Genomic DNA, 26,236 nt, shown 5'->3' on the forward strand with positions numbered 1-26,236 from the left:
TCACTAAGGTCGGTTTTCAGCACCAATAGCAGGCTCCTATTGAACTACCTCTTGCCAAAAAGAAGTATGAAATTTAAGGAGGCGAAGTAACATGTCCATTGCGATTCCACAACCCAAATCGTACGGTCCACTCGGAAATGTGCCCCAAATTAATCCTGACACACCCGTTATGTCATTCATGAAGCTTGCGGAAGAATTCGGTGAAATTTATCGAATGAAGCTGCCGTTCGGAACCTTGCATGTTATTTCGGGATATGAATTGGCGAAAGAATTGAGTGATACATCACGCTTCGGCAAGGTCGTGGATAAAACGATTTTAGACAACGTGCGAGCTTTCGCAGGGGACGGCTTGTTCACGTCCGAAACCGATGATCTGAATTGGAAGAAGGCCCACAATATTTTGCTCCCAAGCTTCAGCCGTACGGCTATGCGCGGATATTTTGACATGATGCTGGATCTGGCCACGCAGCTGATTCAAAAGTGGTCGCGCCTGAATCCCGACGAATGCGTAGAGGTTCCGGAGGACATGACCAGGCTGGCGATGGATACGATCGGATTATGCGGCTTCAATTATCGATTCAACAGCTTCTATCGCGATCAACCCCATCCGTTCGTCACCAGTATGGTCCGGGCATTGGATGAAGCCATGAATCAAGCCCAGCGTCTTGGCATTCAGGATAAGCTCATGATTAAGACGAGGCGCCAGTTTATGCAGGACATCGATGTTATGTTCTCATTGGTGGATAAAATCATCGCCGAACGCAAAGCCCGCGGCCATCAGGAGACGGATGACTTGTTAGCCCATATGCTGCAGGGCAAAGATCCGGATACGGGAGAAGCTTTGGACGATGCGAATATTCGCTATCAGATCATTACGTTTTTGGTAGCTGGTCACGAGACAACTAGCGGTTTATTATCTTTTGCGTTGTATTTTCTGTTGAATAATCGCGATAAGCTGCAAAAGGGATATGAGGAAGTGGATCGTGTATTAACGGCTCCTGTTCCGACCTACGCACAGGTAAAGAACTTGAAATATATCCGGATGATTCTCGATGAGTCGCTGCGTCTATGGCCTACAGCGCCAGCCTTTAATTTGCAAGTAAAAAAAGATACGATGCTGGCGGGGAAATACGCGATGAAACAAGGGGATCGCTTGCTTCTGTTGCTCCCTCAATTGCATCGTGACGTCGCCGTATGGGGAGACGATGCGAAGGAATTCCGTCCGGAGAGGTTCGAGGATCCGAGCCGGATTCCTCACGATGCCTACAAACCATTCGGTATCGGTCAACGGGCTTGCATCGGTCAGCAATTTGCTCTGCAAGAGGCGACGCTTGTGCTGGGTCTGATTCTCAAACATTTCGAACTCATCGATCATACTCATTATCAATTGAAGTTAATGGAATCGCTGACATTGAAACCCGAAGGGTTCACCATGCAAGTCCGTGCCCGCAACAAACAGGCAGGCTATGTCCCTGCAGACGGCGGGAGCAGTACGCAATCGGCAATGAAAATAGCAGTTAATCAAGGCGATCGGGATCAGGCGGAGCGCCATGATACTCCGTTGCTGGTGCTTTACGGATCCGATCTTGGCACAGCCGAGGGTATTGCTCGGGAATTAGCGGATACGGCACGTTATCAAGGCTTCCGAAGCAAGGTTGCGCCTCTGAACGATTATACAGGTAAACTGCCTACAGACGGCGTAATTTATATTGTAACGGCTTCTTATAATGGCCAACCGCCCAATAATGCGCGTCACTTCGTTCAGTGGCTGCAAGAAGCGAAGCCTGGTGAATTGGAAGGGATTCGTTATTGCGTCTTTGGCTGCGGTGATCGTAATTGGGCAAGCACTTATCAGAGTGTTCCGAAATATGTTGACGAGCAGCTTGCATCCAAAGGGGGAACAAGACTACTCTCTCTCGGAGATGGCGACGTTAGCGGCGATTTCGAAACAGAGGTAGAGAGCTGGCGTGATCAGCTATGGCCTGCAGTCATGGGCTCATTGGGATTGAGCGTCAAAGAAAAGGAAAAACGCGTAACGCCTGCTCTGTCAATAGAGGTTGTCAGTGGAACGGTAGATGCACCGCTTGCCGACACGTACAATGCCCATTACGCAACGATACTGGACAACCACGAACTGCAAAAAGGAGGGGACGGGCGCAGTACGCGTCATATTGAAATCGAACTGCCGGAAGGAGTGTCGTATCAAGAGGGAGATCATGTGGGCGTTTTTCCTCTGAATCGGAAAGAACTCATCGAGCGTGTGTTAAGCCGATTTGGATTGGATGGCAACGACCATGTTATTCTGCATACGACCGGATTGAGCGTGGCGCACCTGCCGCTGGATCGCCCCGTAAAGCTATACGACCTGCTGAGCCGCAGCGTGGAATTGCAGGAGGCTGCAACTCGAGCGCAGATTCGGGAGCTTGCCGCATTGACCGTATGCCCGCCGCATAAGCTAGAGCTGGAAGCTATGATGGAGGAAGAAGCATACAAATTGAACGTCCTTCAGAAACGGATTTCGATGCTTGACCTGTTGGAAAAATACGAGGCATGCGAAATGTCGTTCGAACGCTTTTTGGAGCTGTTGCCTCCTCTTAAAGTTAGATACTATTCGATTTCCAGTTCTCCTCGCGTGCAGCCGCAGGAGATCAGCATTACGGTCAGCGTCGTGCGGGGTCCCGCATGGAGCGGCCGACATGAATATAGGGGAGTTGCTTCCAATTATCTTGCCGACATGCAGCCGGGAGATTCGATCATGATGTTCGTTCGTACGCCGCAGTCGGGCTTCCAGCTTCCTGAAGATCCAGGGACTCCGATTATTATGGTAGGACCGGGGGTTGGGGTCGCGCCGTTCCGCGGGTTTCTGCAGGCACGTCGCGCACTCAAGCGAGATGGAGTTCAGCTCGGCACAGCACATCTCTATTTCGGCTGCCGCGACGAAATGGATCATATATACCATGAGGAATTGGAACAGTTCCAACAAGAGGGGCTTGTTGCCGTACACACAGCATTCTCGCGGATAAAAGGGCAGTCCAAGACTTATGTTCAACATCTGATGCAACAGCAGGAGCAGGAGTTAATCGGAATCCTGGATCAGGGAGGACGATTCTATGTATGCGGTGACGGAAGCAAGATGGCCCCGGATGTAGAGGCAGCCCTGCAAAAGTCTTATCAAGTTGTTCGCGGCGTCAGCGAAACAGAAGCAAAAAAATGGCTGGATCGTCTCGCGGTCGAGGGACAGTATGTCAAAGACGTGTGGGCAGGCGGAAAAGTTTCAAATCATCAATCACCATTTATAGGATACAATTGATTCAGATTTTGCAGATAGCGAGTGATTAATGATGATGATAAAAACGGAATTTGGAAAGGGTGAAAATCTTATTTAAGTAGGGGAGGCTAACATTTGGAAAACGATTTAGAACTAATGAACATACAAGCAGGGGTGCTATATGTTCACGATCATGCTCGGCGTTTAACGATAATCAATGAGCCGATAAGTCAGCCTGCACCCCGATTTTTTTGGGGCCAAACAAAAATGGGCCAGGTGCTAAGGTTCCGTAGCGATGTACCGGATATTATTGTTGAAGAGATCTTGCACATCATGGATCAGGATGATACAACCGCCAAGATCGCAAATGTTATTCATGCTCTAGGTAGAGACAAGCCAATTAACCGCGTATGGTTAGGTCCCGCATATGTATGTCATATAATCGAGGCCGGCCTCACTGATGCGGTCTTGGTCACGGAACACAATAAATACTGCCTGGAAGCCGGGTTTCCCAAACTAGCATCTGAACTGACATTTCGGGAACCGTGTTTTATGGTGATTGAGAACGACATGGCGGTATCTGTCTGCTTCAGTGCGAGAAGTACCGCTAGAGCCGCAGAAGCTGGCGTTGAAACGTTGGAAGGTTATCGGGGGAAAGGATATGCAAGGAGCGTGACATCTTCCTGGAGCAGAGCCATACACGAATCAGGAAGGATCCCTTTATACAGTACCTCCTGGGATAATTATGCTTCGCAGTCAATTGCAAGACGACTTAATCTATATCTCTATGGAACAGATGTCTCTTTTTACTAAGGTGTATGAACAACTATATGTCGGTTGACAAGAATATGTAGACATTATAGACCGCTGTTGGGTGTGAATTGTCTTGGCAACAACCTGATTAAGGAGACAGGAGTATCTTTACGCTAAAGGTTCATGCAGGCCGGACGCAGACGGCAGTGCGGCATTCAGCGGACAGATGCTCCTTCATTATTTCATCGGATGTAGCGATCATCGCTTGCCTGCGGCACGCTTATTAACGGTTATTTCCGCAGGGCGAAGGAATCGTAACGGTGGATGAACTTGAACGATGATTAGAAATGAGCTTTTTTTCATCCCCAGAGGTCCCGAAAGTAACGTAGTATTTTAGTGGAAAGTAGGATAAAATCATACGTAGAAAATTTTATCAATTGTTAATATCGTACTCATAAACCACAAAACGAGTTATTATTTAATCCCGGCCGACGCCAGAACTTATTTCAAAAATTTGCAACTTATTGTAAAAATGTTTGGTTCAGCTCGAACTGGGACGCTTTGCAGTAACTGAGCGATTCGAGAGGATGAAGACCATGTTATCGTTTCAGAAATCATCGGCGGAGCTAGTGGATGCCGAAGAAGCAATTATCAATTCCAATCCCTTATTTAATTTGATATCCAGAAATAAGGAGATGATTTCAACGGAAGAAGTACTTGATGATATTCAGCAGGCCCATCGCATCGGGGCTCAACGGCTGCTATTGAAAGAGAATCAGGACTATATTGGCATCCTGGAGTACTTGCCTGTCAATCCGTCCGATCAATGTACATGGCTGGGGGTTCTGCTGATTAGCGGAGAACTCCAGTCGAAGGGATACGGTTCGCAGGCAGTGCTTTTATTTGAAGAAGATATGAGGAACCAGGGAATTAGCAAGTACAGGATCGGAGTCATTACGAAAAATACGCGGGCCCATCTGTTCTGGATGCGGCAAGGATTTAAAAGGATCAATTCGAAAACAAACAGCAACAGCAAAGAGATATTAATCTATGAAAAGAACCTATCATGAAGGCGAAAGGCAAGACGCCTCCCTCCCGGCAGCTGTTTCGTCTTTAAAAGACACCAAAGACTAAATCCACATCAAAAAGCAACATTGGGGTTTGATTTTTAATACGACGCAGATGAAGCATCAATCACGATGTTATCGAAATCATAATTGTAACAATATTTCCCAAACTCAAACAGCGCGCCAATTGAGTATCGGAACGCGCTGCCTCTGCATAGCTTTTTTCATCTGTCTACTTGACAGGGGTATAGCCAGTGGTTTAGTCCAGCTTATAGTAAAAAATCACCTTATGCCTATTCGTTATAATAGAGTTGTTCAAGCAACTATTGTATAAGACCTTGGAGAACAAAGAAACAGCGCTGCAAGCTTTGTTCCTAATCCCGGTTTGCCCCTTTCTACAAAGACATGATAAGTTCAAGCACTTGACGGGCTCGATGTTCATACGTATGATAACGGACGGCATGTCGTTGCCCTTCTGCTGCGATCTTTGCGGCTTGGTCCGGATGGCTTAAATAATACCGCAGCTTCTCAAGCATATCTTCCTTCGAATCATAGATAACATAATGGAGTCCGTTCTCAAACAATTCAGATTGTTCGGGAGTATTATCCGTTAGGACCATTGCGCCGCACCCCATCCCTTCGAAGATTCTCATGTTAAAAGTTTTAAATTTATCGGCGGTTTGGTTGAAGACGATTTTCGAATTTCCATAATGCGCACCAAGATCTTCCAGATATATATTTTTCCGGAGCGACAGATTCGCCTGCCCTTGAAAGTTCGTTTCAATGAAGCGAAGACTTTCATCCCGACTTTTATAAATTTCATGTCCGCGCGTACCTACGAAAGAAACGTCGAAACGGCGCATCGAATAAGGGATGTCCGAATGAAACAAATGGGGATCTACCCCGAATGGGAAGAATCGGATCGGTATCGGGAAGCGAGATGCAAGATGCAAAGAATGAGACATTAGCAGGATATCGGGACGATATATTTCGCACATATCCAGGTTGTCCGCGAGACGATTTTCTCCGTGATGGAACCAGAAGAGAACGGGCGCTTGGACCTGCTCCCTGTGTTTAATGTCAATCCGAGGGCGAGAAGGGCTCTCAACGAACAGAACCGCTGCGTACTTTTTTGTATCTAGGGCGGAGAAATCGGCGACATCTTGGATCACATCGACGCCGACACCAATATTAACAAATGCTCTTTCCAAATAGCTGCCCGGTGTGTATGGGGTTTTTCCGTAACACATCAATATGCGCTCCGGTTGAATACTCAATTTGTTCCAACCTCCTTTTGTAGCCTGCCGAAGAAAGGTTCAGCTAACATATTCATTTTTTGATATTGGATGACTTGTTTATCGATTGAGGTGACCGTATCAGTATGGTTCTCTTCGATGCGGTTTGATAAATGCAATAGCTCATGGCTGAGGGTCGGGCTATCGGTCGAGATTACGTAAGGGATGGCATCGATTGAAGCGGCGAAATCGAACACCTTGAAACGGTATCCAAGAGCGATAAAAGGTACCCGCATGACGGCCGAGAGCACAGCGGCGTGTAATTTGAAATCAACCGTAAATTTACATTGGCCTATAATGCTCATCAATTCGTACGGATTTACTGTTTCAAACAAACGCACGCGATTCTCATATCCTATTTTGTGCATCAGTCTTCGGCTGGCGGGGATATCGCGAGGCCACATGACGAACATAATAATGGAATAGCCTTGCCGGATCCATTCCTTGGCGGCCGTGACCAACTTGTCCTCAACGGAAGCCTCGTCATTGCCGAAGACTTGATTCATCGCTGTGCCCCAGTTGATTCCAATAAAGGGCCTGTCCCCTAGAAGGGGCGGCTCGTACGAGACGGGCTTCGCTTCCTCGGGCGTGAGGAGTAAAGCGGGGTCGCCACTCACCGCAATGTTTTCCGCATCGACTCCCGCTATTTGGAGAAATGCTTGACTGAGAGGACCTCGGACTGCCGCGAAGCGGGCGCCTCGGAATAAATCGCATTGGATACCTTGAGCTATGAGATCGGCAGGCAACGGGCTGCCGCCAAGCATTGCGTCCAGACCTTTTTTAGGTATGAGTTTATCCACGCCGGAACCCCAAATATAATACGGTTTGTTGCCTTTACGCGCCTTTTCAAGCATCGCAAGATAGGTGGGGGCGATTAAAGATCCCCCTCCAAGCACAACGGCATCGAATGCCAAGGGGTCAGCGTTATCGGCTATTGATCCGACGACGTGGAAACGGTCGGCTTCGAGGTTCTTGTTGAAGTGATGCCGAAAGATATCCCACATTACTTGGTCCCCTGCGTTTTTGTAACCAATCTCTGCCAAATATAATATACTAGACATTTTTTAGCGTGCAACGCTGCTCAGTCTACTCTATATTGATATGATATTCATTGCCGATATGTTATGGACAGCCGCTGAAAATGGTAGAATGGAGGCAGCATGTTGATTGAACGCCTTGAACATGGGAAGAATCAATGGATTTTCAGGGGTTAAACTGTTATCCCACCCAAGTCGAATACATGCTCATAATTTCTACGAAAGACGCGGCTATAACGTTAATATTGGCATGATAACATTTCTTTTCATAGCAGACCTCCTTATACTAAGAGCAAATAAAAATGCGTTTGAGTTAGCGGCAGGCTGCTTCAAATGCTTGTTACCAAAAGCTTTTTAAGCAGCCTAAGTCCCTGATGTAATTCTTCCGTATCCTTGACAGAGGTTAGCGAAATTCGAATAAACTGCTCTTCGGCATCCTTTCGGGTGAGGAATCGGAGAGAATGATAAATATGGATTCCCTCTGCCAAAGCGCTTTGCTCAAACTCCTGCAACTGATATTGCCCGGATAGCGGGAGCCACCGAAAAAAACTGAGTGGATTCTCATTCGGGTTTTCGATTTGAAAGTAAGATCGATAAAGCAAATTGCGCTCTTCTGAAATAGCCCTTTTTTTGCGAATGATCTGATGCGCCACTCCAGTATGAATACATTCCGTAATAACTTCCGCGTTCAAGGCAGAGGTTTTGATATTGATGTTAAAGATTCCGTACGTCATTTTCTCGACAAATGGATTGGCATAAGCGATGAATGCTACTCTCATACCGGAGCTGAGCGATTTGGACGTACTCAGGATGTACACAAACCGATCAGGCACAAAATGAGAAACGGGCAGATAGCCCGGCGGCGCGAGAAACGAATAGATGTCGTCTTCTAATAAGATTAGTTTGTGTTTATTGATGATCTGGGATATATCTTTTCTCCGCTTGACATCCATTAGGATTGCGGTCGGATTATTGCAGGATGGAACGAGATATATTCCCTGCAATGTGTTCATTGTGCATGCTGCATCCAAACTTTCCGGAAGCATGCCTGCTTCGTCTCCTGCAACAGGAATGAGTTGAATATGGAGTATATTCGCTAATTCAATGAAATTCGGATACGTATATTCATCCACGGCAATTTTATCTCCAGGATGGAAAAGAGACATTAAGGTTAGTGTGAGAGCATTCTGCGCTCCAGACGTTATTGCAATATTCTCGACTGGTACATCCATCGCAAACTGCTGCATCCACGTTCTGGCCGCCATTCTATGATATGGCATTCCTAGCGGATGCCTATAATCCAACAACGTTTCAAGATGATTTTTTCCCGCTATTTGTTGAACGATTTCTGCAACCTGTGTATTGCACTCATCAAGCGGTTGAATAATTCCCATTTCGATACAACCATTTTCATCATCATTTTCCGCTTTGAAAATAGCATTTCTCACATTAGGAGCAACAAAGGTGCCTCGACCCGTAACCGCATAAATTAAGCCCTTAACTTCACATATTTTAAAAGCACGTGTCACGGTACTCAAATTAATATCCAGATAATCTGCCAGTTCCCGCTGAGGCGGAAGCTTCGTATTTGGAGCTAAAAAGCCATTCAAAATATCGTACTCCAACAGACTGGCGATAGAACGATAAATAGGGGGGAACAATTTTTTTCGAGCTGGCGCCCAGGACATTGGATAGTTTTCAAATGAATTAAAAGGCATCGTAATCCTCCCAATATTGTATTGCATACAATTATACCATTGAAACCATACAATGCTGATGCTAGAGTAATGGATACCATTCCAAGTCATCTCGGTAGGAGGAGGAGAAGATGAAGTATTATGTAGTAGACGCATTTGCAGAGCACATATTTGAAGGGAATCCCGCCGGTGTCTGCATAATGGAGAAATGGATTGCAGATGAGCTGATGCAAAAAATTGCTTCCGAGAATAACCTTTCTGAAACGGCCTTTGCTGTAAAGGAGGGGGACGATTACCGATTAAGATGGTTTACCCCTGCAAAAGAAATCGATCTTTGCGGGCATGCCACTCTGGCCACAGCGTATGTCATCGCCAATCACTATGAAAAAGATGTAGAGCGGTTAACATTTCAGACAATGAGTGGGGAACTGGTAGTTCTTAAAAAAGGAGAACGGTACGAGATGGATTTCCCGAGCAGAATGCCTAAGCCATTTACACTGACCGAACAAATGGTGGAAGCTCTTGGGGTCACTCCAGTTGAAACTTATCTAGACAGGGATTTCATGTTCGTGCTGGAGAAAGAGGAAGATGTGCAGAACACAGATCCGGATTTTTCAAAACTAAAACATTTGCCTGACGGATTGGGTGTCTCGATCACGGCACGGGGGACGAAATACGATTTCGTGTCCAGAAGCTTCTTTCCAAAATTAAATGTCAATGAAGATCCCGTATGCGGTTCTGCCCATTGCAATTTCATTCCTTACTGGGCAGGGCGCCTGGGTAAGGAGAGCATGATAGCAAGGCAGCTCTCCAGCCGAGGCGGAACATTATATTGCCAGTACGTTGGAGATCGGGTCAAAATTAGCGGAACTGCCGTTTTGTATGCGGTGGCAGAGCTGCAAATCAATCCATAAACATGAAGAAGTAACAGCGATCAGTAAGTTAGTCCCTCTCTTGCTAAAATAAAACTGGTTAGGTGCCATACTATAATTCGTAATGAAGGAGTTCTCAAAAAGTCCCTCGTTAATCCCGAGGTCCTCCATTCATGTGTTTGTGTCAACACTAGATGTCCCATATTGACGAGAAGGCCCTGCTTCTTAGCGGGGCTTTCTTTCTTTTTATTGACGAAGCTGTGATATTCCTATAGCTTTATATATGGAGTCACATTACATAAGGGACACTCATTCTATTGTCTTAACTATTCTAAATAGAATTGTGGCTCTGAAGGCGAAGTAGGAGGGAAAACCGTGCACTTCTTATTATTCTTTTAATACGAGCTTCTTGACATAGAAGCTCGTATCGATCCTATGGCTATCGATACGAAATCACAACATTTCGGAGGTAGCATAGATGGAACATATATGTTTTGAATTAGAAAATGTCGAAGTGACTTATTTAGATAAAGAGGTATTAAAGATTGACCGATTAGCTGTCCATCAATTTGACCGCATCGGTATCGTCGGAAAAAATGGTGCCGGGAAAAGTACATTACTCAAGTTGCTCGCCGGTATTGTTCAACCATCAAGCGGGAAAGTGCATCGTCACATAGAGTATGGTTATTTTGAGCAAATGGAAGCTCCTACAGCCGAAGAAGCTGATCCAGTGATACTCGGAAGATTAGCTGTTCCACAAAATTCAGATCAGTTGAGTGGCGGGGAGCAAACAAGGCTGAAGCTTGCACAAATGTTTACCCATTACTACGAAGCGTTACTAATTGATGAGCCGACAACACACTTGGATCAAGATGGTATTTCGTTTTTACTTGATGAACTGCGATATTACTATGGAGCGCTTGTGTTAATTAATCATGACCGTGCTGTACTAGACGAACTCGTCACAACCATTTGGGAAGTACATGAAGGCAAGGTACAAGTATATTCGGGAAATTACAGCGATTATATAGAACAGAAACAGTTGGAACGTGAACAACAGAGTCAAGCTCATGAACAATTCATCAAAGAAAAGAGTCGGCTTGAAAAAGCAGCGCAAGAGAAAATGAAGAAGGCCGAAAAAATCGCACAAGCTGGAAGCATGTCAAAAAAAGAGTCAAAGGCAAAACCGAACCGTATGTTTGAGTCGAAATCGAAAGGAACGAGCCAAAAAGCAGTATATCGCGCCGCAAAAGCGATTGAACAGCGAATGGAAAAACTTCAGGAAGTTGAAGCTGTACAAGAAGAAAGACAAATCGTGTTCCGCCAAGCAAAAGCATTGGAATTGCATAATAAGTTTCCAATTATCGCTGATAGACTTACTCTCCAGTTGGAGGATAACGTATTATTGGATGAGGTGAGTTTCCAGCTTCCTCTTGGAAATAAAATAGCGATTACCGGTGCAAATGGTAGTGGTAAAAGTACATTGCTACTGCATATTGCGAATAATGGTGGAGGTTTAACCATTTCTCCAAAAGCGAAAATGGGTTACTTCCGTCAAATGAGCTATCAATTTACAAGCGATGAAACGGTACTGCAATTTGTAAAAAATCGCTCAGAGTATGATGAACGATTTTTACGAAGCGTGTTACATTCGATGCAGTTTGTTGGTACAGATATACGAAAAAGTGTGAAGTCATTAAGCGGTGGAGAAGCGATTCGCCTCCAACTTTGTCAGCTGTTCTTGGGGAAATATAACATTTTATTGTTAGACGAACCGACCAATTTTTTAGATATCCATGCCATTGAAGCATTAGAACGGTTTATATCTGCATATGAAGGAACCATCATATTTGTATCACATGATAAGAAGTTCATAAAAAATGTAGCAGATTTGCATTTTCATATTTGTGAACAAAAATTGAATCAAAAGTGATTTCAAGTTAGTCTCGGATGAGCCGCCAAGAACCTTTTGGCGGCTTATTCTTCTATTTTTTCTGTAATCATTTCAGCATTTTTTAGTCACCATAATATGAAAAATTGCACTTAAAATATCTCATTCATAATACGGGCAGTCTATTTTACTCTTACTTTTAGGCCCGATAACGTTTATAATATTTCAAGTACAAAGTATATAAGAAAAGGTGTCATGGATGAGCATACTAAACGTAGAACGACTAAGCCACGGCTTTGGAGACCGTGCGATCTTCAAGGACGTATCCTTCCGCCTGCTCAAAGGCGAGCACATTGGTCTGATCGGTGCCAACGGAGAAGGCAAGTCCACATTTATGAATATTATTACAGGCAAGCTTCAACCAGATGAAGGCAAGGTTGAATGGTCCAAGCGTGTACGTGTCGGCTATCTCGATCAGCATGCCGTACTTAGCAAGGGCTCAACGATCCGTGATGTCTTGAGGGGAGCCTTCCAATATTTATTTGACCTGGAACAAGAAATGAACGATATGTATGGCAAGATGGGGGACGTAACTCCAGAAGAACTGGAGAAGCTTCTTGAGGATGTCGGTACGATCCAGGACATGTTGACGAATCAAGATTTCTATATGATTGATGCCAAGGTCGAAGAGACCGCTCGTGGACTTGGTCTGAATGATATCGGTCTGGATAAGGACGTAAACGATTTGAGCGGTGGTCAGCGTACTAAGGTGTTGCTGGCGAAGCTATTACTCGAGAAGCCGGACATCCTGCTATTGGACGAGCCGACGAACTATCTGGATGAACAGCATATCGAATGGTTGAAGCGATATCTGCAAGCCTATGAGAATGCATTTATTCTCATATCACACGATATTCCGTTCCTGAACAGCGTTATTAACCTGATCTACCATATGGAGAACCAAGAGCTGACCCGCTATGTCGGTGACTATGACAAGTTCCAACAAGTCTATGAAATGAAGAAGCAGCAGCTGGAATCCGCTTATAAGCGTCAGCAGCAGGAGATTGCCGACCTGAAGGACTTCGTCGCACGCAACAAGGCGAGTGTAGCTACACGCAACATGGCGATGTCGAGGCAGAAGAAGCTGGATAAGATGGAGATTATCGAGCTGGCGAAGGAAAAGCCGAAACCGCAATTCAACTTCAAAGATTCCCGGGCTTCCAGCAAGCTGATGTTTGAGACAAAGGATCTGGTCATCGGTTACGATGAGCCGTTGTCCCGTCCATTGAACCTCCGTATGGAGCGCGGTCAGAAGATCGCATTTGTCGGTGCGAACGGTATCGGTAAGACGACGCTGCTGCGCAGTATTCTGGGTGAGATTCCAGCGATATCTGGTTCTGTTGAACGGGGAGACAATCTGGATATCGGCTATTTCGAACAGGAAGTAAAAGATGTGAACTATAATACGTGCATCGAAGAAATCTGGAACGAGTTCCCTTCATTTTCACAATTCGAGGTTCGTGCGGCACTGGCGAAGTGTGGACTGACTACGAAGCATATCGAGAGTAAGATCGCTGTACTTAGCGGTGGCGAGAAGGCGAAGGTTCGCCTCTGTAAGCTCGTTAACATTGAGACAAACCTGCTCGTGCTCGATGAGCCGACGAACCATCTGGATGTAGATGCGAAGGAGGAGCTGAAGCGTGCACTCAAGGCATACAAAGGCAGCATCCTGCTAATTTCCCACGAGCCTGAATTCTATCGTGATGTCGTGACGGAGACATGGAACTGTGAATCCTGGACGACGAAAGTATTTTAATTCAGAAGCGTAAAGCCGACTCTGTCGCATTTGATGCGATAAAGTCGGCTTTTATACTCTTTGGATAGGCGATAACTATGCCGGTTTCTGTGCGCGGTATGAGCGCAATGTCCCAAAAATGGTCGCAAACTGGCCGGTTTGTTGAACCTCTTCAAAACCACTTTCACGAAATAATTGTGGAAGTATTCCCTTAGCATGATCTTTGGTGGTTTCAAATCCATCAAGTAATTGAATAGGCAAAAACGCGATCCGCATCCAGAGATTATGCGGTTTATCAAAATCAATAATATTGATTTGTCCTCCGGGACGTAAGGTGCGAAGCAGCTCCTCTAAGGTTTTCCGCTTCATTTCCAAGGTTAAATGATGAAAAAAAAGACTTGAAAAAATATGATCCAGATGCGCATCCGGAAAGGGCAGATCAAGTGACATTCCTTTTTGAAAAGAAATATCCAACTGGTTCTGTTCTGCTTTCGTTTTAGCAATGGCTAAAACTTCGGGATCTGCATCGAGTCCGATAATTTCCGCTTCCAATTGCGCTTGCTTTATCATCAGCGTTAATGTTCCTGTTCCGCAGGCTAAGTCCAAAACCCGCTGCCCAGGTCTCAGGTCAGCTTGATGAATCAAATGGCTTTTAAACTTCGCTTCCTTCATTCCCCGTTTTAGCAAAGGATCGTATATGGGGGTCAACCAATGGAATTTCATCGCCGGAATATACTCTTTTTGCGACATTATTGAACTACCCCTTTACCGCGTAATCGGGATGTTATAAAATGCCTTAGCTGTTTTTCTCTTTCTTCATACGCCTCTTTAGTTTTTTAGTTAATTTTATCATAAAAAGGGAATTATGTCCGATTATTTTTATAGTGTATTGAAAGCCTAGACCGGTGAAAAGAGTGGGAAGGAGCAGCTTGCTAGAGAACCGGACATCTGCTATATTCTACAATAAATCGTTGTAAAACATATGATTCACAATACAAGGAGATGAATGATATGAAAAAAGTTTGTTTGCTATTACCGAATGGTTTTGAAGCCGTTGAAGCAAGCGTATTTACAGATGTGTTCGGATGGAATAAAGCTGAAGGCGATGGATCCACAGAGCTCGTTACCGTTGGAACTCGTTCAGAATTAACATGCACCTGGAATTTTACCGTAATACCCGAAAAGGTCATTTCAGAGGTGACCGTCCAAGAATACGACGCGCTAGCATTACCAGGCGGCTTTGAAGAGGCAGGATTTTACGAGGATGCCTTTCGCCCCGATGTGCTTGAATTTATCCGAGAATTCGATAGACATGGGAAGAACATTGCATCGATTTGTGTAGGGGCTTTACCGCTTGGCAAAAGCGGCATTCTGCAAGGAAGAAATGCGACAACCTATAATCTAAATAATCGCCAGCGACAATTACAACTAGAAGCAATGGGAGCCAACGTGATTCCAGATCAGCCCATTGTAATTGACAACAATATCATTACTTCTTTTAACCCATCCACCGCTTTCGCTGTAGCCTTTACCCTTCTTGAATCACTTACTTCCACAGAAAATGCAAACCATGTTAAAAAGCTCATGGGATTCCTCACATAACTTCAGATGCATGAGAGGACGCATATCGCGGGTGATTTGTGAGAGCGCCATTCGCCATAGCAATCTTTATTATTTGTGAAAATCTCCAAACTCAATACTTTTGCATTTGACTTTTCCCTTAGGGGAAGGTGTACAGTGAAATGGAACAAAGATTGATATGTAAAGCATGTAGTCCGTGTAAAACTACGAAGAATGGAGGTGACCTCTTGCTATCGATTGGAGAATTCTCAAAGATATGCGGAGTATCTACAAAAACGCTTCGATATTATGATGAAATTGGATTAATTCATCCTGATGAGATTAATCCTGAAAGCGGTTATCGGTATTATTCCATCCGGCAACTAAAAAAGATGCTCTTTATTAACCGGTTGAAATCTTATCATTTTTCTCTGGAAGAAATTAAATCCATTCTGGAATGGGAAGAGGATCAATCCGAAGAGAAGCTTTGTTCCGCCCTGAATCGCAAGAGAAGGGAAATACAGCAAAAGCTGAATGCTCTTGAACATACTCTCAAACAAATGACTCATGATATTTTAACTTTAGAGAAGGGCATTCCGATGATGTCATACCTCAACAATATAGAAGTACAACTTGTTGAAACCCAGCCAATGAATATCCTTTATATGCGCCGGATGATGAGTAGCGATGACTATGCTGCAGGATATGGAACGCATTTCAGCAGGCTGTATGAAAAGATTGCTATTGAAAAACTCACCTTGCTAGGTACGCCAATGACGATTTATCACAGCCCTGAATACAATCCTGCCGGCAATGATACAGAGTTTGCTATCCCGATAGAGGAGGCTGTAAAGGGAACGAGGGATTTGCCTGGAGGCCTATGTGCGAAGTCTGTTGTAAAGGGTTCATATGCAGAATTGACATCGGTATATGCCAAGCTGAGGGAATGGGTAGAACATGAAGGCTATGAATTGGTGAAATCACCATATGAAGTATATGTAACCGACCCTAATCAAGCCACTATTCCTGAGGATATGGTTACCGAGGTGTATTTTCCTGTAAAGAAAAAATAGAAGCAAGACCTGACATTTTCAGTAACGCTCGCTTAAAATACTCTTTTAAAGAGGTAGCTATATGAAAAGAAACCACTGGCCAACGACAGAATGGCAAGCCGTAGACCCGGCAACCTTGCGAATAGACTCTGAAAAGCTTTCAGAGCTTGAACCTTTGATAAAAGCCGAGTATAGCAATATAAACGGTATTGTTGTTGTGAGAAATGGAGCTATTACCTATGAAAGATATTATAATGGCTATGGCCCGGATGATGCGCACCATGTGGCATCTGTAACGAAAAGCATCATATCCGCCCTTATTGGCATTGCCATAGATGCTGGATATATTAAAAATGTAGATCAGAAGGTGCTGGATTTTTTCCCCGAATATGTACCCGATGCTGCTGATAAGCAGAAACGAGAAATCACCATACGCCATCTTCTCACGATGACGGCTCCTTATCCATTTGAGGACTGGCACGAACCGCTGGACAAGATCTGTATGCAGCCTGACTGGGTAACGTATACGCTGGATATGCTAGGCCAAAAAGGAAGTATTGGATCTTTTAAGTATTCCACCGCAGGGGCGCATCTGCTTTCAGCTATCATCACTCGCAGCACAGGACAAAGTGCCCGAGAGTTTGCCAACGAACGCTTATTTAAACCGATCGGCATGAAAGAAATCCCGGATTATGAAATGAAATCATTTGGGTTTGAGGATTTATTCGGGAAGAATGTGAAAGGGTGGGTAAAAGACCCGAACCGTAACTCCACAGGCGGATGGGGACTTACGCTAAGTCCTCGTGATATGGCACGTTTTGGTTTGCTATATCTGAATCATGGCATTTGGGACAATAATCAAATTATTTCGGGGACATGGATTGACGAATCAACAACGATGAACCCCAATAATTACGGTTATCTATGGTGGCTACGCGAAGAGGACGGGGTTTTTGCATACTTAGCACTAGGCGATGGCGGTAATGTCATTTGTTGCATTCCAGACAAAGACCTGGTCGTAGCCATTGCATCCGAATACATCATGAATCCTCGCGATAGATGGACATTAATTAAGGAATGTATTATCCCGGCTGTAATAGACTAAACTTAAAAAGCGCACCCGCCCAACGGAAAATAAAAAAACCGTTGCTTTGGCGGTAAAGTATTTGTGCGCAAAAACAAAATAGAGTAAGCCAAACGGCGGTTTTGAATAATCATCAAAGCCGCCGTTTTCTTTTTTTGAAAAAGGATTTACGGAGGGTGTATTAAGTGCGCCCCTTTTTAGACGTAAGCGTCAAATAGCCCTCATCTTGAGAACAAGGTGTGGACTATTTGACACTTACATTGAAAGGCAGTCTGAAAGGGCAGAGTGTGTCGGATAAGGTTAAGTGGCGCTTAGGCGATCCTCGTTTCGTGCGAAGTTTGCGCAGGCCAAGCCGAGAAACCGCTCGGGGCGGTCCCAATGCAAAAAACCGGCAGATGCTGGCTTAGTCAGTACTATTTTTCGTATATTGCCTTAAGTACGGTTCGAATCCATGACATGTTTCTAAATAACCCATATTTGCCCGATTACACAAAAGAAGCCAGAAGTTCTTTTTAAGTAATTTTCTTCGGAGTTTCTAATCACTATTACTCATACCATGTTAAGTTCAGTTAACGGTATCTATTTAATTGGTTTATTTAGTTTTTTCACAACCATTTGACAATGAAGATTAGTGAGCTTAAAATAAACTTAAAATATTTTAATTAAATTTATTTAAGTTTATTTCTCAAAAAAAAGGGGAAGGGAAACATGCTAAATAATCTATTAGAAGATTTTTATATGAAACTTACCATGAGTTTTTATAAAAATGCATCTCAAAACGAAACTTTAGACATAGGAAATATAAGTACTGTAGAAATGTCATGTCTCGAAGTTGTATATTTTCTGAAAAATCCTACCTATAGCGAGCTTGCAGAGTTTCTTAATATTTCACAGCCAAACGCAACCTATAGAATAAACAAGTTGATTAAGAAAGGATATCTTACAAAAGTAAACGACAAAAAGGACAGACGTATATATTATCTTCAAGTAACAGATAAATTTATGGACTACTATTGCCTTAATGATAATTATATGAATAACGTAATAGCAGAATTAGAAAAAAGATGTACTGCAAATGAGATACAACAATTTGAAAAGATGCTGAACATTATAACGAAAGACATAATGGAGTGATGAGCAATGGAATTGAAATTTAAAAAATATAATAAAAAATATTTAGAGAGTTGCGCAAATTTAATACGTAGTACATGGCCATTTGAGAAAGAGTTTAATCAACCCAAAAATCCAGAAATCATATATCAATCGTATGTATTATCTTGCGAAATGTATTCGGAGCACCTTGACTTGATTGTGGATGAACATGATAACGTAAAAGGAATACTATTTGGTAGTATAGAAAATGCAAGTTTCTTTAGCCAAATGAAATATAGAATCAAAGGATTAAAAAACAATTTGAGAATGATGTATTATCTATCATGCGGAGGCTTTGGAAATCGTAGAACAGCCTGGAGAATAAGAAATAAGCACAATGAAATAGATACTTTAGGAGAAACGACTGATATACAATTTGACAGCGAAATTAACTTATTTATGGTTAGTCCGGAACTTCGCGGCATGGGGTATGGAAAAAAATTGATGGACCGCTATTTAGAATTTTGTAAATACAATGAACTTCGTAGTGCGTTCTTATGGACAGATCTTGGATGTTCTTATCATTTTTATGAAATATACGGATTCAAACTGTACAAACGATTTTTCCATGGAAGTTTGAGCGAAAGTGATAAAAAACAACCAAATGGGATGATATATTATATAGATATTCAATAAAAATAACAAGTAAAGGCTATGATATCACGAAGATCCCCTGGAATAGGAGTCTGTAAAATAGATTGTGTAAACTCCAAAACCTACTAAAATGGAAGTAGAAGAAAGGTTGTGGAGAACACATGGGACTGTGGACGAAAGAGCAACTGCGAGCATTTATCAAAGAGAATAATCTGGTCACCGCTCAGGATGCGCAAAATGCCCTGAAAGACCTCTTTGCCGAAACGATCCAGGAAATGCTGGAGGCTGAGATGGACACGCATCTGGGATACGAAAAGCATCAGACCAAGAATAAGGCAACGACAAATAGCCGGAATGGCAAAAGCCGTAAAACCATCACGAGCGAATACGGTGAGCAGGAAATCATCGTTCCACGCGATCGTCATAGCGATTTCGATCCGCTCGTTGTCAAGAAGCACCAATCCAACGTGACGGGGATTGAAGAACAGATTATTGCGCTCTACGCCAAAGGAGTAAGTACGCGAGATATCCAAGACCACCTAAACAACCTGTACGGAATCGACGTCTCACCGACGCTCATTTCCAACGTGACTAACAAAATCATGCCACTCATTAAGGAGTGGCAGAATCGGCCGCTTCAGAGCGTGTATGCCGTTGTCTTTCTTGATGCCATTCACTTTAAGGTGAAGCAAGATGGCGCTATTGTCAACAAGGCTGCGTACATGGTCATCGGCATCGATCTTGACGGTAACAAGGACGTGCTGGGCATGTGGATCGGCGAGAATGAGTCCGCCAAGTTTTGGCTCAGCGTGCTCAATGAGTTGAAGAATCGTGGTGTACAAGACATTCTGATCACCTGTGTGGACAACCTGACCGGCTTCTCTCAGGCCATCACGGCTTGCTATCCACAGACCGAAATTCAGAAGTGCATCATCCACCAAATCCGTAATTCCACGCGCTACGTTTCCTATAAAGACCTCAAGAAGGTAACGGCGGATCTTAAACCGATCTACAAGGCCACAACGGAAGAAGCTGCTCTTGTTGAGCTCGATCGCTTCGAAGAAATCTGGGGAACAAAGTATCCACTCATCGTTCGTTCCTGGCGTAACAATTGGGCGGAGTTAGCAACCTTCTTCAAGTATCCTCCGGAAATTCGAAAGCTTATCTATACCACGAATATGATCGAAAGCTATCATCGTCAGCTGCGCAAAGTAACAAAGGGCAAGAGTATTTTTCCGTCGGACGAAGCTTTGCTCAAAATGCTCTATCTCTCGACGATGGATGTTGTTCGCAAATGGACGGGGCGTGTACAGAATTGGGGGCAAATGCTGCTCCAGTTCTCTGTATTCTTTCCAGATCGGGTCGGTCAACATTTACGCTAAGGAGTTAATCCCCCCTCCGAAGGGGAGTTTCTTATAAATGAGTTTACACATATTTCTTGACAGACCCTGGAATAGGGGCACGGCAAGAATTTCTTCTTTTTTGAGCCACTCTCTAGATGATAGTTATATTAAGGAATGTATTATCCCGGCTGTAATTTCATACCTCGCTGATAACTCTTTAAGATAGTTTTGGTCAAATAGTAGAGCCTCTTTCTTCAGTATTTTATATCGATTATCTTCTTCTATCGATAACGCCGTCACAATAGTTCCCATTCCGAGCAGAGCAATGATAAGGATAAGGAATGTATAAATTGCTGGATCCTGTTTAAAAATTAAGTATGGTACAGTGGCTAATATAAGCAGGCTAAATCCTAAAGCAACATATTTAGATGTTTTACGTTCATGCTTCCTATTTACTAACAGCTTGCCTTGTGGTGTTTAATTTTTAAGCCAAAGCTTCTTGAGAAAGGCCTTTTTTTTCTTAATTTTAAAAGTTTTTCACTAAATGCCATATGTATGACCTCCTTTGTTTTTTATAACTAAATTGTATGATAACATTGCTCTCTATACCATCTTATGACACATGCATTTTGTCAAGCATAGGCAGCCAAAATTGTGTCGTAGTCTAGTTTTTAGATAAACGATGATTTGATAATTGCTTTAACAGAAATTAATTGAATTAAATTGTTCATGTTATGCTTTCATGCAGGTTCGCTATAATGGATACAGAGAGTTAGGAAAGGAATGTAATCATGAAGAAAGTCATCGTAGTCGGAGCAGGAATTCTTGGGGCATCGACAGCATACCAGTTAGCCAAAATGGGGGCAGATGTCCTTATTGTAGACCGCAAAGATCAAGGACAGGCTACGGATGCCGCTGCCGGCATTATCTGCCCTTGGCTATCACAGCGACGCAACCAAGCCTGGTACCAGTTAGCAAAGGCCGGCGCACACTTTTATCCTGGGTTAATTCATGAACTCAAAAGCGAGGGTGAAGCAGAAACAGGCTATGCTCAAGTCGGGGCTCTATGTATTCATAATGATTTGGAGAAAATCAGAAAGATGGAGGAGCGAGCACACGTACGAAAAGCGGATGCACCGGAAATCGGTGAGATTACCCAGCTTAATGAAACGGAAACCCATGAGCGGTTTCCTCTGCTAGCAGAAGGTTATCATTCCGTTCATATCAGCGGTGCCGCTCGGGTAGATGGTCGTGCGCTGCGTGATGCGTTGCTCCGATCAGCACAAAGAAACGGGGCTGTCTTGATCCATGGGGATGCCGCGCTTCAATATGAGTCGAACCGTGTAACCGGAGTAGCTGTCGGCGTAAAAAGCTTCTCGTCTGAACTCGTGGTTGTTTGTGCAGGGGCGTGGGCAAATCCACTCCTTCAGCCTTTAGGCCTTCACTTTAAGGTAAGCTATCAAAAAGCACAAATTATGCATTTACAGGTTCCTGATCAACATGACATTGGCACCTGGCCTTTAATTGTGCCGCCTTCTGATCAATATATGCTCACTTTTGGTCATCAAAAGATCGTGATAGGGGCAACTCATGAAAATGAGATCGAAGGCTACGATACGAGAGTAACAGCAGGCGGAATACAGGAAATTCTGAATAAAGGGCTAACCTTGGCACCAAAATTAGCAAACAGCACGTTACAGGAGATCAGAGTCGGTTTCCGTCCGTTTACACCCGGTTTTATTCCAGTGATCGGCGCTCTCCCTGGCTGGGATGGTCTTATAACGGCAAATGGACTGGGATCATCCGGATTGACGGTAGGACCCTATCTCGGCAGCCAACTGGCAAAATTGGCACTCGAAATGGAACTGGACATCGATCTAAATGATTATGATATTCAAAAAGCAATGGATGAAAGCTGATCAAATAGGTTCATCTTTTGAACAGATTCGCCGCTAACTTCCTAACTTGGGAGCATAGCGGCGTTTTTGCCGCTCTTCGGTCATGATCATTTTTCACCATTAACGAGCAGCGAAATTTGCTTTGCCATGTAATGAGGGCTGTATGGCGTTTTTTCTTTTAACCACCAGGTTACAATCCCCAATGTTGATGAGGCTATGACCTCATTCAACACATGAAATGGCCGCCCCTTTGATTTTCTTTCCTCTCCCCATATCGTGATGATATCCAGCAGCATGCCGAATATCCGTTCATAGAACGCTTGATTCTTGAGCATCACCGTGTATAACCCGGCATTCTGGTAAAAGTGTTCAAGAAACGAAGTGAGATCCCGGTAACTGCCTACTTCATGAATCGATTTACTACCAGGCAGCTTTTCATCAGTTCGATGCTCTTACTGTTGGTGGGAAGCATTGTCGCAGCTAGTTCACCGGGCTTTACGCTGTTATTAACCGGACGATTGGTGCAGGCTGCAGGGGCCGGTATTATGATGCCATTACTAATGTCCGTAATTTACGAATTATTTCCCGTGAACAAACGGGGATCCGCAATGGGGATGATCGGTCTTACGATTGCATTCGCTCCGGCGATCGCTCCGTCTTTGGCCGGAATCGTGATCGAACATGTATCCTGGCGCTGGTTGTTTATAGGCATGATACCGCTGCTCGCTATCGTTATCCAATTATCTGCAAGGTATTTAACGAACGTATCCGAGACATCTAAGCCCAAAGCGGATATTCTCGGAATTGTATACTCCATCTTTGGGTTTGTAGGCATCCTATTCGGCTTTAGCAACGCAAGCAGCAGTGGATGGGGGAATACCGTCGTCTTGTCTTGTTTGATTGGCGGGCGCGTGTTTGGCAATAGAACTTATGCAATGACGGCGATCATTAATACGTTGGTTACGATTATCATGTATGCTGACTTGATTTTACTTCCGTTATACCTGCAAACAAGCAGGGGATACACGCCGCTTGAATCCGGATTGCTGCTGCTGCCCGGTGCGCTGTTAATGGCGATAATGTCACCGATTACCGGACGTTTATTCGATAAGCCCGGTGCTAAAGTGCTTATGTTAACGGGGCTTGTATTTGTCATTTTAGCGGTATGGGGAATCACAAATCATGGCTCGGCTGTTACGAATACGGTTCGGCAAGTGGCCGGCGCCATCGGCACCGCGCTTGTCGTGACGGTGATGACGATGAGTGCCAGCCATCATGCAGCTGATTTGAGTCAATCTGGGGCGTCATGCTCACAAGCCCACCTTGCGAAGGAGTCATCCATCCTAGGCACGAGCGATACGTTTATGTATATTTTCACTGTGGGCATCATCGCATTCGTTCTGACTTTATTCTTGCCCAAGCGCAAATCAAACTCTGCGTAAGAGTTGTCTCAAGCGCAGGATCCTAACAGGGCAAACGCATAAGGCTCGTCGATTCCGATGTTGGTTCTGTAAAATGGGACGATTGTTGAGAATGGGAAACATGACACATTGTTATTGGCGGTAATAAGAAAGCATTTTAATTTATAGCTGATTAGCTATTATCATCTGTATACATTGACTTTGTATTCGTAGGTACTCGCAAAAAGGGCTTCGCAGTCCCGAAACCCTTTTTTATGTTCCGCGCATACTATCCAAACAGAGACAATATGTTTATTTATTGAAGTCTATTCCCCGCTATCCACTCTATCCACTACATTACACTGTATTCTATTTTCGATTTAACTAAATCATGATGCAAGGAGCGATACTATGGCATATGCATGGCAGGCGCGTCACGGACTTTCGTCCGCGCAGTATCAAGCGGAATTTAATTCCCTACTCTCTCAGGGCTATCGACTCATCGACATTAACGGTTACAGTGTGGGTGGGGTCGATCGTTATGCCGCTATTTGGGAGAAGTCTCCAGGTTATGAGTGGCAAGCGCGGCACGGACTATCCTCGGCGGAACATCAAACGTTATTTGCGACCCTTACTTCCCAAGGATACCGTCCGATATGCGTTAGCGGCTATGAAGTAGCTGGTACCGATCGCTATGCATCACTCTGGCATAAAATAAACGGCCCCGAGTGGCGCGCTCGCCATGGAATGACCCCAGCTCAATATCAAGCCGAATTTGACTCCCTGGCGTCGCAAGGATTTCGGCCAGTTGATGTGTGCGGGTATACGGTTGCCGGGCAGCCACGATTTGCAGCCATTTGGGATAAATCTCAAATTCCGAATTGGACCGCTGGCCATGGCCTGAATGCTGCCGAGTACCAGTCAGAGTTCACGCACTGGAGTAGTCAGGGATTTTTACTATGGCGCGTAAGTGGCTATGAGGTTGCTGGGCAAAACTTTTATGCAGCAATTTGGATCAAAGGTCCCAGCCTCACTTGGTGGTCACGCCACGGATTATCTGCTGCCGATTATCAGACGGAGTTTCATTCCATGTTGGCCCGAGGGTTCCGTTTGGTTAAAGTTAACGGATACCCCTTGCATGGAGAAGCACGGTACGCAGCGATATGGCACAAGCCATATTTGTCTGACGACGATCAGTCATTTATCCGCCAGACTGTAACAACCTTTATGAACAATCATATGGTTCCAGGAGCCTCCCTAGCTCTCACTCAATTTGGACGACTCGTCTTTGCTCAAGGATATGGCCTCGCCAACCAAGCTACGAATGAACCGGTCACGACTAGCACCCTATTTAGAATTGCCAGTGTTTCGAAACCGATTACTTCAGCAGCAGTATTCAAATTAATTGAAGCTGGGTTGTTAAATCTGGGGGACAGAGTGTTTGGCACAAATGCCATCCTCGGTACCACTTACGGAACACAGCCGTATAGCGCGAATATTAATCAAATTACCGTGCAGCATCTTCTGGAACACACTAGCGGGTGGGCGCGGTCGCAAGATCCAATGTTCGGCCATTTCAATTTAAATCAACACGAGCTAATTACATGGATGCTAGATAACTCACCGTTAACTTTTGTGCCAGGTCAGACATTCGATTATCTCAACTTCGGTTATTGTGTGCTCGGACGAGTCATTGAACGAGTTTCGGGTGCTTCCTATGCTGATTACGTCCGACAGCACGTTCTCGCTCCCTGCGGGATTTCGGATATGCACATTGCTGGCGATACTCTCGCAGACCGCCGATCCAACGAAGCTGTGTACTATACACAGAGCGGCTGGAATCCGTATGCAATCAGAGTGTCTCGCATGGATGCGCACGGAGGATGGATCGCGTCTGCAACTGATCTGGCCCGTTTCCTCGTTCGGGTAGATCGCTTCCCTACTAAGCCGGATATTTTATCTAGCGGTTCTCTCGCAACGATGTACACACCAACGATCGCAAGTAGGGCCGATGGCAGCCCTGCTAACTATGCTAAGGGATGGAACATCCACCCTTCAGGTAATTACTGGCATGACGGTGATATACCAGGCACTGCTTCAATTGCTGTTCGAACAAATAACGGATATTGCTGGGCCGTATTGGTCAATTCACGTAACGATGCTCAATTACAGATAATGCGAACTGATCTTGACAACCTGATGTGGACGATTGTCGGGCGCATTAGAGATTGGCCTTCGTTTGATTTGTTTTAAAGCTCCAATTTATAAATCAACTAGCAAGAAAACTGTACGGTGAACTAATATTGGTTCATCGTATAGAAGATATACGTGTGCTTTTCAAGAAGGGTGTAAGAGAGGAATGTAATTTGCCTATCCTTTACCTGTTATTGTTCAATGACACAAAGTTACCCTCAACAGATTTATTTAGACCCTAAACGGGAAGTACCAGTACCTCTGTAGAGATGCTGGTGCTTTTTT

20 protein-coding genes and 1 pseudogene are annotated in these 26,236 nt (G+C 44.4%); 15 read left to right on the top strand and 6 right to left on the bottom strand.

Annotation, left to right across the window (positions count from 1 at the left end):
• Positions 1 to 91 precede the first annotated feature (91 nt).
• The 3 genes from JSQ80_RS25325 (at position 92) to JSQ80_RS25335 (ending at position 5,091) form a co-directional block, all read left to right on the top strand.
• Positions 92 to 3,310 carry a bifunctional cytochrome P450/NADPH--P450 reductase gene (locus JSQ80_RS25325; RefSeq protein WP_206097245.1) on the top strand — a complete coding sequence of 1,073 codons (3,219 nt, stop codon included), beginning with the start codon at positions 92 to 94 and terminating at the stop codon, positions 3,308 to 3,310.
• Positions 3,311 to 3,403: 93 nt separating this feature from the next.
• Positions 3,404 to 4,081 (top strand): GNAT family N-acetyltransferase, encoded by a 678-nt coding sequence (locus tag JSQ80_RS25330; protein WP_206097246.1) that lies wholly within the window; start codon positions 3,404 to 3,406, stop codon positions 4,079 to 4,081.
• A gap of 536 nt (positions 4,082 to 4,617) precedes the next feature.
• Positions 4,618 to 5,091, top strand: coding sequence for a GNAT family N-acetyltransferase (locus tag JSQ80_RS25335; protein ID WP_206097247.1), 474 nt, complete (start codon positions 4,618 to 4,620; stop codon positions 5,089 to 5,091).
• A gap of 392 nt (positions 5,092 to 5,483) precedes the next feature.
• On the opposite strand, the gene JSQ80_RS25340 is transcribed toward JSQ80_RS25335, so the two are convergent.
• From JSQ80_RS25340 to JSQ80_RS25350, 3 genes are all read right to left on the bottom strand, one after another.
• Complete coding sequence (locus tag JSQ80_RS25340; RefSeq protein ID WP_206097248.1) at positions 5,484 to 6,365, bottom strand: CgeB family protein; 882 nt, start codon at positions 6,363 to 6,365, stop codon at positions 5,484 to 5,486.
• A complete protein-coding gene (locus JSQ80_RS25345) occupies positions 6,362 to 7,444 on the bottom strand; it encodes a polysaccharide pyruvyl transferase family protein (RefSeq protein ID WP_206097250.1) in 1,083 nt (360 codons plus the stop codon). Before JSQ80_RS25345 ends, JSQ80_RS25340 begins: the two co-directional genes overlap by 4 nt.
• A 305-nt stretch (positions 7,445 to 7,749) precedes the next feature.
• A complete protein-coding gene (locus JSQ80_RS25350) occupies positions 7,750 to 9,138 on the bottom strand; it encodes an aminotransferase-like domain-containing protein (protein WP_206097252.1) in 1,389 nt (462 codons plus the stop codon).
• A gap of 110 nt (positions 9,139 to 9,248) precedes the next feature.
• Here JSQ80_RS25350 and JSQ80_RS25355 point away from each other — a divergent pair, with 110 nt between their 5' ends.
• The 3 genes from JSQ80_RS25355 (at position 9,249) to JSQ80_RS25365 (ending at position 13,696) form a co-directional block, all read left to right on the top strand.
• A complete protein-coding gene (locus JSQ80_RS25355) occupies positions 9,249 to 10,031 on the top strand; it encodes a PhzF family phenazine biosynthesis protein (RefSeq protein WP_206097254.1) in 783 nt (260 codons plus the stop codon).
• A gap of 436 nt (positions 10,032 to 10,467) precedes the next feature.
• A complete protein-coding gene (locus JSQ80_RS25360) occupies positions 10,468 to 11,922 on the top strand; it encodes an Msr family ABC-F type ribosomal protection protein (RefSeq protein ID WP_206097256.1) in 1,455 nt (484 codons plus the stop codon).
• A gap of 217 nt (positions 11,923 to 12,139) precedes the next feature.
• Positions 12,140 to 13,696, top strand: a complete 1,557-nt coding sequence (locus tag JSQ80_RS25365) for an ABC-F family ATP-binding cassette domain-containing protein (RefSeq protein WP_206097257.1) — start codon at positions 12,140 to 12,142, stop codon at positions 13,694 to 13,696.
• A 75-nt stretch (positions 13,697 to 13,771) separates the two neighbouring features.
• Here the strand turns inward: JSQ80_RS25365 and JSQ80_RS25370 are convergent, their stop codons facing one another.
• Positions 13,772 to 14,425, bottom strand: a complete 654-nt coding sequence (locus JSQ80_RS25370; protein WP_206097259.1) for a class I SAM-dependent methyltransferase — start codon at positions 14,423 to 14,425, stop codon at positions 13,772 to 13,774.
• Positions 14,426 to 14,686: 261 nt separating this feature from the next.
• Between JSQ80_RS25370 and JSQ80_RS25375 the strand changes: the two genes are divergently transcribed.
• The 6 genes from JSQ80_RS25375 to JSQ80_RS25400 all read left to right on the top strand — a co-directional run bounded on the left by JSQ80_RS25375 (position 14,687) and on the right by JSQ80_RS25400 (position 20,499).
• Positions 14,687 to 15,277 (top strand): DJ-1/PfpI family protein, encoded by a 591-nt coding sequence (locus JSQ80_RS25375; protein ID WP_206097261.1) that lies wholly within the window; start codon positions 14,687 to 14,689, stop codon positions 15,275 to 15,277.
• 206 nt (positions 15,278 to 15,483) lie between these two features.
• Positions 15,484 to 16,308, top strand: a complete 825-nt coding sequence (locus JSQ80_RS25380; RefSeq protein ID WP_206097263.1) for a MerR family transcriptional regulator — start codon at positions 15,484 to 15,486, stop codon at positions 16,306 to 16,308.
• A gap of 61 nt (positions 16,309 to 16,369) precedes the next feature.
• A complete protein-coding gene (locus tag JSQ80_RS25385; RefSeq protein ID WP_206097264.1) occupies positions 16,370 to 17,392 on the top strand; it encodes a serine hydrolase domain-containing protein in 1,023 nt (340 codons plus the stop codon).
• A 687-nt stretch (positions 17,393 to 18,079) separates the two neighbouring features.
• Positions 18,080 to 18,505, top strand: coding sequence for a MarR family transcriptional regulator (locus JSQ80_RS25390; RefSeq protein ID WP_206097269.1), 426 nt, complete (start codon positions 18,080 to 18,082; stop codon positions 18,503 to 18,505).
• A 6-nt stretch (positions 18,506 to 18,511) separates the two neighbouring features.
• Positions 18,512 to 19,159 (top strand): GNAT family N-acetyltransferase, encoded by a 648-nt coding sequence (locus JSQ80_RS25395; protein ID WP_206097270.1) that lies wholly within the window; start codon positions 18,512 to 18,514, stop codon positions 19,157 to 19,159.
• Between the two features lie 119 nt (positions 19,160 to 19,278).
• Positions 19,279 to 20,499 carry an IS256 family transposase gene (locus JSQ80_RS25400; RefSeq protein ID WP_206097271.1) on the top strand — a complete coding sequence of 407 codons (1,221 nt, stop codon included), beginning with the start codon at positions 19,279 to 19,281 and terminating at the stop codon, positions 20,497 to 20,499.
• A gap of 153 nt (positions 20,500 to 20,652) precedes the next feature.
• On the opposite strand, the pseudogene JSQ80_RS25405 reads toward JSQ80_RS25400, so the two are convergent.
• A pseudogene (locus JSQ80_RS25405) lies at positions 20,653 to 21,011 on the bottom strand (helix-turn-helix domain-containing protein); the annotation flags it as partial.
• A gap of 240 nt (positions 21,012 to 21,251) precedes the next feature.
• On the opposite strand from JSQ80_RS25405, the gene JSQ80_RS25410 reads away from it, so the two are divergent.
• Entirely contained in the window at positions 21,252 to 22,379 is a 1,128-nt protein-coding gene (locus JSQ80_RS25410; protein WP_206097272.1) for an NAD(P)/FAD-dependent oxidoreductase, read from the top strand.
• 86 nt (positions 22,380 to 22,465) lie between these two features.
• On the opposite strand, the gene JSQ80_RS25415 is transcribed toward JSQ80_RS25410, so the two are convergent.
• Complete coding sequence (locus JSQ80_RS25415) at positions 22,466 to 22,789, bottom strand: TetR-like C-terminal domain-containing protein (RefSeq protein WP_206097750.1); 324 nt, start codon at positions 22,787 to 22,789, stop codon at positions 22,466 to 22,468.
• Here JSQ80_RS25415 and JSQ80_RS25420 point away from each other — a divergent pair.
• Positions 22,724 to 23,800 (top strand): MFS transporter, encoded by a 1,077-nt coding sequence (locus tag JSQ80_RS25420; protein WP_336245821.1) that lies wholly within the window; start codon positions 22,724 to 22,726, stop codon positions 23,798 to 23,800. The two genes, JSQ80_RS25415 and JSQ80_RS25420, sit on opposite strands and share 66 nt — an antisense overlap.
• A gap of 369 nt (positions 23,801 to 24,169) precedes the next feature.
• A complete protein-coding gene (locus tag JSQ80_RS25425; protein WP_206097275.1) occupies positions 24,170 to 26,011 on the top strand; it encodes a serine hydrolase in 1,842 nt (613 codons plus the stop codon).
• The last annotated feature ends 225 nt before the right edge of the window (positions 26,012 to 26,236 follow it).

Source organism: Paenibacillus apiarius, assembly GCF_017052585.1.
In the GTDB taxonomy this organism is placed as follows: Bacteria; Bacillota; Bacilli; order Paenibacillales; family Paenibacillaceae; genus Paenibacillus_B; species Paenibacillus_B apiarius.

Bases quoted from the DNA above. Each gene is read 5' to 3' on its own strand.
- JSQ80_RS25335 (WP_206097247.1), top strand. From the start codon at position 4,618: ATGTTATCGTTTCAGAAATCATCGGCGGAGCTAGTGGATGCCGAAGAA.
- JSQ80_RS25425 (WP_206097275.1), top strand. From the start codon at position 24,170: ATGGCATATGCATGGCAGGCGCGTCACGGACTTTCGTCCGCGCAGTAT.
- JSQ80_RS25370 (WP_206097259.1), bottom strand. From the start codon at position 14,425: ATGTCGCAAAAAGAGTATATTCCGGCGATGAAATTCCATTGGTTGACC.
- JSQ80_RS25350 (WP_206097252.1), bottom strand. From the start codon at position 9,138: ATGCCTTTTAATTCATTTGAAAACTATCCAATGTCCTGGGCGCCAGCT.
- JSQ80_RS25360 (WP_206097256.1), top strand. From the start codon at position 10,468: ATGGAACATATATGTTTTGAATTAGAAAATGTCGAAGTGACTTATTTA.
- JSQ80_RS25395 (WP_206097270.1), top strand. From the start codon at position 18,512: ATGGAATTGAAATTTAAAAAATATAATAAAAAATATTTAGAGAGTTGC.
- JSQ80_RS25410 (WP_206097272.1), top strand. From the start codon at position 21,252: ATGAAGAAAGTCATCGTAGTCGGAGCAGGAATTCTTGGGGCATCGACA.
- JSQ80_RS25375 (WP_206097261.1), top strand. From the start codon at position 14,687: ATGAAAAAAGTTTGTTTGCTATTACCGAATGGTTTTGAAGCCGTTGAA.
- JSQ80_RS25365 (WP_206097257.1), top strand. From the start codon at position 12,140: ATGAGCATACTAAACGTAGAACGACTAAGCCACGGCTTTGGAGACCGT.
- JSQ80_RS25355 (WP_206097254.1), top strand. From the start codon at position 9,249: ATGAAGTATTATGTAGTAGACGCATTTGCAGAGCACATATTTGAAGGG.
- JSQ80_RS25400 (WP_206097271.1), top strand. From the start codon at position 19,279: ATGGGACTGTGGACGAAAGAGCAACTGCGAGCATTTATCAAAGAGAAT.
- JSQ80_RS25385 (WP_206097264.1), top strand. From the start codon at position 16,370: ATGAAAAGAAACCACTGGCCAACGACAGAATGGCAAGCCGTAGACCCG.
- JSQ80_RS25345 (WP_206097250.1), bottom strand. From the start codon at position 7,444: ATGTCTAGTATATTATATTTGGCAGAGATTGGTTACAAAAACGCAGGG.
- JSQ80_RS25390 (WP_206097269.1), top strand. From the start codon at position 18,080: ATGCTAAATAATCTATTAGAAGATTTTTATATGAAACTTACCATGAGT.
- JSQ80_RS25325 (WP_206097245.1), top strand. From the start codon at position 92: ATGTCCATTGCGATTCCACAACCCAAATCGTACGGTCCACTCGGAAAT.